The following is an 8,124-nucleotide window of genomic DNA, read 5'->3' as shown; positions in this document are numbered from 1 at the left end:
CAGACGCCACAGCCCACGCCGACACCCGAGCCGACACAGCAAGCGCCGTCCACGCAGACGCCACAGCCCACGCCGACACCCGAGCCGACACAGCAAGCGCCGTCCACGCAGACGCCACAGCCCACGCCGACACCCGAGCCGACACAGCAGGCGCCGTCCACGACCGCGCCGCCGAGTCCCGCTCCGTCGCCACAGACCCCGGCGCCAACGCAACCGCCGAGTTCGTCGGCCCCTCCCCCGGCGACTACCGAACCGACGCAACCGCCGAGTTCATCCGCGCCACCTCCGCCGCCGAGCCCACCACCCCCACCTCCGACCCCGGAACCGACGCAGCCGCCGAGTTCGTCCGCGCCGCCACCCGCAACCCCGGCCCCAGCCCCTGCGCTGCCGCCGAGCCCGCCGCAGGCACCGGCACCGGCTCCCGTTCCAGCCGTACCGATGCCCGACCCGAACGGCCAGCCGGGCGTCACCGGGCCGGTGGACGGCAGCCAGCAGCAGATTCCGACGACCAACCAACCTGGCGTCGTCCCGTCCTGACGGCCCGTCACCGGAGTCTCCGCAACACGAGCCACACCCCGGTACCTCGGAAACCGTCGGCAGCGCTCCTTGTGGCGGTCGGGCACCTCGACGAGGCTGCTCGCCGCACCGGCGGCACCGTGATCGAGTTCCGTCTGGCAGGGAATGCGACCCCGAACTTCCACCAAGGAGTCATCGCCTACCACGACCATCTCGTCGCGGTGGTCGCGCTGCGCGATTCCGCGGTGCTGGCGGTCGCCGACCCCCGGGTGATCGATTTCGATGACGCGGCGATCGAGTCCGGGCCCCTCACATTCATCGAGGCTCCTGACCTGGTCGCTGCTCTGGCCGAACAATCAGGGTTCGAACTACTCACAACGGCCGAACTCGCCCAGCCGTTCGATGCGGCAGCCTGGCCCGAACTGGACCGAGACGATGTCCGGTATTGGAGACCACAGACCGTCCGCGACGCGCTCTTCAACTATTGGGACTGAAGCGACCCGCCGTCCCGGCTCCCGGGTCAGTCGCTCGGTCGTACCGGTGACCTGTCGAACGGTGCCTGATCAGACCTTCACTAGGTCGTCGGCGTGGATGACGGGACGCTGCATCGTGTCGGGGAGTTCGGCGGTGGAGCGGCCGAGCATGCCCGCCAGTTCGGTGCTGTCGTATTCGACGACGCCCCGCGCGACAACGCGATTGTCCGGAGCCACCAGATCGACCACGTCGCCGCCGTAGAAGCGGCCACGGACGCCCACGATCCCGGCCGCGAGCAGCGACCTGCGGCGGTGCGCCACCGCTTGGACCGCGCCGTCATCGATGAGCAGCGTGCCGCGGCTGTCCGCGGCGTGCCGGACCCAGAACTTGCGGGCGGACAACCGCACCGGCCGCGCGGCGAACGCGGTGCCGACGGTGCCGGTGGACAACGCGGTAGCCGCCGACGAAGCGGCGGCGAGCAGAACCGGCACGCCCGCGTCCGCGGCCAGGCGCGCCGCCGACAACTTGGACGCCATGCCGCCGGTGCCGAGCGCGCCGCCGCTGCCCGCGATGACGCCGTCCAGGTCGGCACTGCTGCGCACCTCGGGAATCAGCGTGGCCGCACCCTTGCGCGGGTCACCGTCGTAGAGGCCCGCCACGTCCGACAGCAGCACAAGTGCGTCGGCGCCGACGAGGTGGGCGACGAGCGCGGCGAGCCGGTCGTTGTCGCCGAAGCGGATCTCCTCCGTCGCGACCGTGTCGTTCTCGTTCACCACCGCCACCGCGCCCAGCGAGCGCAGGCGATCGAGGGTGCGCTGCGCGTTGCGGTGGTGCTCACGCCGGGAAAAGTCGTCGGCGCTCAGGAGCACCTGCCCGACCGTGCGGTCGTAGCGGGCGAACGACGTGCCCCAGGCATGCGCCAGGGCCAGCTGCCCGACGCTCGCCGCGGCCTGCTTGGTCGCCAGGTCACGCGGACGGCTGGTCAAGCCCAGCGGCGCGATGCCGGCGCCGATGGCGCCCGAGGATACGACCACCACATCGGATCCGGCGCGCATCCGAGCCTCCACCGCGTCGGCCAGCCGATCCAGCCGCGCGGTATCCAGGCCGCCTTTCAAGCTGGTCAGCGCGGACGAACCGATCTTCACCACGACGCGGCGCGCCGCCGCGATCGCCAACCGCGCCTCGCTCAGGCCCGAGGAATCCGCCTCGGCGCTGATAGACCTCACCCGCATCCCCACCGAACTCCCTGCACCACAATCGAATCCACGGTAGTCGGGACCCAGCCGCGAACGATCGAGTCCGCCGGACACGGCGCCCACCGAGGGCGCACGGCGACTCGACCGTGGTCCACGTCTACTCCTCGTCTTCCTGTACCAGACCGCGTCGCACCCGGGACGCGTGCTTGCGCTCGGCCGCGCTGACCCGGTCGGTCTGTTCCAGCCGGATGTCGGTGCCGCGCCCGGTGGGCACCATGTCGATGCCAGCCGAGATCTGCGGCTCCCAGTCGAACGTCACGTCGCCGATGGTCACCGGCGCTCCCGGCTCCGCGCCCAGCCGCACCAGTTCGTCTTCCACGCCCAGGCGCGCCAGACGGTCGGCCAGGTAGCCGACGGCCTCGTCGTTGTCGAATTGGGTCTGCCGCACCCAGCGCTCCGGCCGGGTACCGCGCACGATGAAGCCGCCCGGCTCCTCCGGGTCGGCGAGCACGCCGAATCCGGTCTCGTCGACCGCGATCGGGCGGATGACCGGGCGCTTCGGCGCTGCCCGCGGATGCTCCTCGCGGTACCGGCGCACCAGATCCGCGAGGGCGAAGGTCAACGGACGCAGGCCCACGTGGCTCACGGCGGAGATCTCGAACACCGGCCAGCCGCGTTCGGTGAACTCCGCGGTCACCATCTCGGCCAGTTCGGCCGCATCGGGTACATCGATCTTGTTCAAGATCACCACGCGTGGGCGGTCGGCCAGATCACCGAGCCCGGCGTCCGCGCTCAGCGCCGGCTGGTAGGCGGCGAGTTCGGCTTCGAGCGCGTCGACATCGGACACGGGGTCGCGGCCCGGCTCCAGCGTGGCGCAGTCCACCACATGGGCGAGCACCGCGCAGCGCTCCAGGTGCCGCAGGAAGTCCAGCCCGAGTCCGCGGCCCTCGCTCGCGCCCGGGATCAGTCCGGGCACATCGGCGATCGTGAAGGTGGTCTCACCGCTGGCGACGACGCCGAGATTGGGTACCAGCGTGGTGAACGGATAGTCGGCGATCTTCGGCTTGGCCGCCGAGAGCACCGAGACCAGCGAGGACTTGCCCGCCGAAGGGAAGCCGACGAGCCCGACGTCGGCGACCGACTTCAGTTCGAGCACCAAGTCGAGTTCTTCGCCGTCCTCGCCGAGCAGCGCGAAACCCGGCGCTTTGCGGGCCTTCGACGCCAGCGAGGCGTTGCCGAGTCCGCCGCGGCCGCCGCGGGCGACGATGAAGCGGTTGCCGGTACCGACCAGGTCGACGAGCACTTTGCCGTCGTCGTCGAGCACCACGGTGCCGTCGGGCACCTTCAGCACCAGGTCGACGCCCTGCTTGCCGTCGCGGTTGCCGCCTTCGCCCGGCTTGCCGTTGCCCGCCTTCGCGTGCGGGTGAAAGTGGAAGTCCAGCAGGGTGTGCACGTTGGAGTCGACCTCGAGGATGACGTCTCCGCCGTTGCCGCCGTTACCGCCGTCCGGCCCGCCGAGCGGCTTGAACTTCTCGCGGTGCACCGAGGCACATCCGTGGCCGCCTTTACCCGCACGCACATGCAGTACGACACGGTCGATGAACTTGGACATACGCCGAATCATCCTCCTTCGGGACTGGTCGTACTGAGGGCTGCTCGTTCGCGAACACGAAAAACGGGCCAGGGTTCCGAGACCCTGACCCGCTCGCTGTTATCCGGAAGTGGTTCGGCGGTCAGGCCTGAACCGGCTCCGGGGTCACGATGTTGACGGTCTTGCGTCCACGCTTGGTGCCGAACTCCACCGCGCCCGCCGCCAGGGCGAACAGGGTGTCGTCACCGCCACGGCCGACGTTCACGCCGGGGTGGAAGTGGGTGCCGCGCTGACGCACCAGGATCTCGCCCGCCTTGACCGACTGGCCGCCGAAGCGCTTGACGCCGAGTCGCTGGGCGTTGGAATCGCGTCCGTTCCGGGAGCTGGACGCACCCTTCTTGTGTGCCATAGCTGGTTCTCCTCGGGATGTCTTACTTGATGCCGGTGACCTTCAGGACCGTCAGCGGCTGACGGTGTCCCTGGCGCTTGTGGTAGCCGGTCTTGTTCTTGAACTTGTGGATGCGGATCTTCGGGCCCTTGGTCTGCTCGACCACCTCGGCGGCCACGGAAACCTTGGCCAGCTTGTCGGCGTCGGTGGTCAGCTCGGCGCCATCGACGACGAGAACCGGATCCAGCGCCACGGCGGTACCCGGCGCACCCTCGATCTTCTCGACCTTCACCAGGTCACCGACCGCGACCTTGTACTGCTTTCCGCCGGTCTTGACGATCGCGTACGTTGCCATCGGTCGGCTGCCCTTCTTCCTATAGTGCTCGGCACTCGTTCACGCGGCGACACCTCCGGTCTGAATCCACCGGAAACCGCCACACGACTGGTCTGGTAATCGCCACCGCCTCGGCACCTGGTGGCTCTCGGTATCGAACTGGCGAGAACCGGGCCACGAAGACAAAACATGTTGTCACCGGGCAGCGACTGTCCAAGATTACAGGACGGCTACCGCGACGACCAAACCGGCGTTCACCCGCGCACCGCGGCCCTGCCACGCGTTCGCTACGGGAACGCCTGTGGCCCCCGACCGGAAGGACCGGCGGGGGCCACAGTGGTGTCGGCGAGAACTCAGTTCGCGGCGTCCGGCGCGCCTGCCGGGCGGCCGACCGACCGCCTGCGCGGCCGGTTGCGCTGCGGCACCTCGACCGGCTCGGGCTGGGAGTAGTCGACCGCGGGCGCGGGCGCCTGGTCTCCGGTGGGCAGCACGAACACCGCTCCGGAGCTGTCCGCGGCGGGCGCGGCGGCCGAACGGGCAACCCGCCGGCGACGAGCCGGACGGCTCGGGCCCGGCTCGGCGACCCCGTTGGCGGCGGCACCGTTCTCGGTCGTCGCGACGGGATCGGCAGCCGCGACGGTGTCGGCGACCGGCTGCGGCGCGGCATCCGAGACGGACGCACCGACGGGCTCGGAGACGGGCTCTTCCGCCGGTGCCGACTCGACCTTTTCGACTTGCTCGACGACCTCGACCACTTCGGCGGGCTCGGTCTCCGGCTCCTCGGCGGGCACCGCGACCGCGGCCTCGACGGTCTCCGTGACGACGTGCTCTTCGGCGGCCTCGTCCGCGACGGCGGCCTCGGCCGTGTCCGCGACCCGCGGCTCGGCGAACGTGTCCGCGGTCGCTTCCGGCGCCTCCTCGGACTGGTGCGCGGCCATCGCCAGCGCCACCGGATGCGCCCGTTTGACGGCCGCGTCGTCCTCGGTGGGTTCGGCCGCGGGACCGGACCCGTTGGCAGGCTGGGGAGCCGCCGCGGCAGCCTTGTCCCGGCCTCGACGCCTGCGCGAACCGCTCTCGCGGGTGCGCGCGGCCGGCTCTTCACCGGAGCCGGGCTCCACCGGGTAGCTGTGCACGAGGATGCCGCGTCCGTGGCAGTGCTCGCAGGTGGTGGAGAACGCCTCGACCAGGCCGGTGCCCAGCTTCTTGCGGGTCATCTGGACCAGGCCCAGCGAGGTGACCTCGGAGACCTGGTGGCGGGTGCGGTCCCGGCCCAGCGCCTCGGTCAGGCGGCGCAGCACCAGATCGCGGTTGGACTCCAGCACCATGTCGATGAAGTCGACGACGATCATGCCGCCGATGTCGCGCAGCCGCATCTGGCGCACGATCTCCTCGGCCGCCTCCAGGTTGTTCCTGGTGACCGTCTCCTCCAGGTTGCTGCCGCCCGCGCCGGTGAACTTGCCGGTGTTCACGTCGATCACCGTCATGGCCTCGGTGCGGTCGATCACCAGGGTGCCGCCCGACGGCAGCCACACCTTGCGATCGAGCGCCTTGGACAGCTGTTCGTCGATCCGGTAGGTCTCGAACACGTCGACGCCGTTGTTCTCGTGCCGGGAGACCCTGGCGAGCAGGTCCGGCGCGACGGTGCCGATGTACTTCTCCACTGTGCTCCAGGCCCGGTCACCCTCGATGACCAGCTTGGAGAAGTCCTCGTTGAACAGGTCGCGGATGACCTTGACCAACAGGTCGGGCTCTTCGTAGAGCGTCTTGGGCGCGTTGCCGTCCTTGCCGGTCTGCTCCTGGATGGTGCGCCAGGTCGCCTGCAGCCGCTCCACGTCGCGGGCCAGTTCGGTCTCGCTGACGCCTTCGGAGGCGGTGCGGATGATGACACCGGCGTCGGCGGGCACGATGTCGCGCAGGATCTCCTTGAGGCGCTTGCGCTCGGTGTCCGGCAGCTTGCGGCTGATCCCGGTGGAGGTGCCGCCGGGCACGTACACCAGGAAGCGCCCGGCCAGGCTGATCTGTGTGGTCAGCCGGGCGCCCTTGTGGCCGACCGGGTCCTTGCTCACTTGGACCAGCACCTGGTCGCCCGGCTTGAGCGCCTGCTCGATCTTGCGCTCCTTGCCGCCGAGCCCGGCGGCCTCCCAGTTGACCTCACCGGCGTACAGCACGCCGTTGCGGCCGCGGCCGATGTCGACGAAAGCGGCCTCCATGCTGGGCAGCACGTTCTGCACCTTGCCCAGGTAGACGTTGCCCACCATGGACGCGGAACCTGTGCTCGTCACGAAGTGCTCGACCAGGACGTTGTCCTCGAGCACGGCCACCTGCGTCGCGGTGGGGTGATCCGGGAAGGACTTCTCGCGCACGACCATCACGCGGTCCACCGCTTCGCGCCGGGCCAGGAACTCCGACTCGGTCAGGATCGGCGGGCGGCGACGGCCCGCCTCGCGCCCGTCGCGACGGCGCTGCCGCTTGGCTTCCAGCCGGGTGGAGCCGGTGATGCCCTGGACCTCGTCGACCGCGACGCGGCCGCGGCTCTTGTTGCGCGGCTCGCGCTCGTGCACGACCGTGTTCGGCGGATCGTCGTCGGCGGGCTCGTTCTCGCCCGAGTCACCGGCCACCTTGCGCCGACGGCGGCGACGGCGACGGCGGCTCGAGCCTTCCGGCACGCCGTCCTCGTCCTCACCTTCGCCCTCGGCGGTCTCGGCGGATTCCGCCGCATCGGTGGCTTCGGCGGACTCGGCGGCTGCGGGAGCCGACTCGTCGTCGGTCTCGGTGTCCTCGCCCTCGCCGTCGCCATCGGACTGCTGCTCGCCCCGGCCGCGACCGCGCCCCCGGCGGCCACGGCGACGGCGCCGCGGCTGGTCGGCGTCGCCGTGCTGATCGGACGACTCGCGCTCGTCCTCGGTGACCTCGGTCTCGTCCTCGACGGGCTCGGGTGCCTGCTCGTCGGCGCGGCGGCCCGCACGCTCGGCGCGGCGCTGTTTGCGCGCCTCCTCGGCGGCCGCGGCGTCCGGCGACAGGAACAGCGGCGCCTGCACGACGGCGGCGGCCTCGAACACCGCGGGAGTCACCGGCTCCGGTTCCGGCCGCACCGAGTGCGTGAACAGGTGCGTGTGGTTGGCCGGCGCGCTGAGCGGCGGCTGCGCGGTGGACACCGTGTCCGGCGCGGAGAAGATGACGCCCGCACCGGAGAACGGAACGTCACCGGCGGGTGCCGGTGGTTCCGTGGCAGGCGCGGGTCGTTCGGCCGCGGGCGTCGGCTGTTCCGGCGCCGGTTGCTCGGCCACGGGCGCCCGAGTGGGCGCGCCTTCCTCCGGCTGCGCCGGTACGGAGGCGTCTCCCGGCCCGGCGGCGGGCTGCTCGGCTGCGGCGTCCGCCTCGACCGTCACCAAGGCGTCGCGCACGGACTCCGCGACGGCTCGGTCGACGTTCGACTGGGCGCTGCGCGCGTCCGCCCCCATCTCGGTGAGCTTGGCCAGGATGCGCTTGCTCGTCACCCCCAGCAGCTTGGCGAGTGCGTGAACTCGGATTCGCTCCGGCAATTGTTCGGCATCCTGTGATGTTGTTTCCAGCGGCTCTTGATCGGCCACGAAGTCTCCTCGGGCCCCCGGGCGCGTCCCTCCCG

Annotated in this window: 6 protein-coding genes; 1 reads left to right on the top strand and 5 read right to left on the bottom strand. The window is 70.9% G+C overall.

All coding sequences use genetic code 11. The annotated features are described in order from the left end of the window. A partial coding sequence (locus tag AB0L97_RS20965; RefSeq protein WP_364431972.1) for a hypothetical protein occupies positions 1–1,010 on the top strand: 1,010 nt, incomplete at its 5' end. Between the two features lie 69 nt (positions 1,011–1,079). On the opposite strand, the gene proB is transcribed toward AB0L97_RS20965, so the two are convergent. The 5 genes from proB to AB0L97_RS20940 all read right to left on the bottom strand — a co-directional run bounded on the left by proB (position 1,080) and on the right by AB0L97_RS20940 (position 8,089). Continuing rightward, on the bottom strand, positions 1,080–2,180 hold the full coding sequence (gene proB, locus AB0L97_RS20960) for a glutamate 5-kinase (protein WP_355072952.1): 1,101 nt from the start codon (positions 2,178–2,180) through the stop codon (positions 1,080–1,082). A gap of 163 nt (positions 2,181–2,343) precedes the next feature. Then, entirely contained in the window at positions 2,344–3,798 is a 1,455-nt protein-coding gene (gene obgE, locus AB0L97_RS20955) for a GTPase ObgE (RefSeq protein ID WP_364431969.1), read from the bottom strand. A 121-nt stretch (positions 3,799–3,919) separates the two neighbouring features. Further along, positions 3,920–4,186, bottom strand: coding sequence for a 50S ribosomal protein L27 (rpmA, locus tag AB0L97_RS20950; RefSeq protein WP_355072289.1), 267 nt, complete (start codon positions 4,184–4,186; stop codon positions 3,920–3,922). A 22-nt stretch (positions 4,187–4,208) separates the two neighbouring features. After that, complete coding sequence (rplU, locus tag AB0L97_RS20945) at positions 4,209–4,520, bottom strand: 50S ribosomal protein L21 (RefSeq protein ID WP_039796660.1); 312 nt, start codon at positions 4,518–4,520, stop codon at positions 4,209–4,211. Positions 4,521–4,852: 332 nt separating this feature from the next. Then, positions 4,853–8,089, bottom strand: coding sequence for a translation initiation factor IF-2 N-terminal domain-containing protein (locus tag AB0L97_RS20940; protein ID WP_364431964.1), 3,237 nt, complete (start codon positions 8,087–8,089; stop codon positions 4,853–4,855). Positions 8,090–8,124 lie beyond the last annotated feature (35 nt).

It is taken from the genome of Nocardia sp. NPDC051911 (assembly GCF_040681035.1).
In the GTDB taxonomy this organism is placed as follows: domain Bacteria; phylum Actinomycetota; class Actinomycetes; order Mycobacteriales; family Mycobacteriaceae; genus Nocardia; species Nocardia sichangensis.
Note: the sequence above shows the minus strand (reverse complement) of the source record. Positions and strands in the feature narration are given on the sequence as shown.

Excerpts from the sequence above, each read along its gene's own strand:
- obgE (WP_364431969.1), bottom strand. The coding sequence starts at position 3,798 with ATGTCCAAGTTCATCGACCGTGTCGTACTGCATGTGCGTGCGGGTAAA.
- rpmA (WP_355072289.1), bottom strand. The coding sequence starts at position 4,186 with ATGGCACACAAGAAGGGTGCGTCCAGCTCCCGGAACGGACGCGATTCC.
- rplU (WP_039796660.1), bottom strand. The coding sequence starts at position 4,520 with ATGGCAACGTACGCGATCGTCAAGACCGGCGGAAAGCAGTACAAGGTC.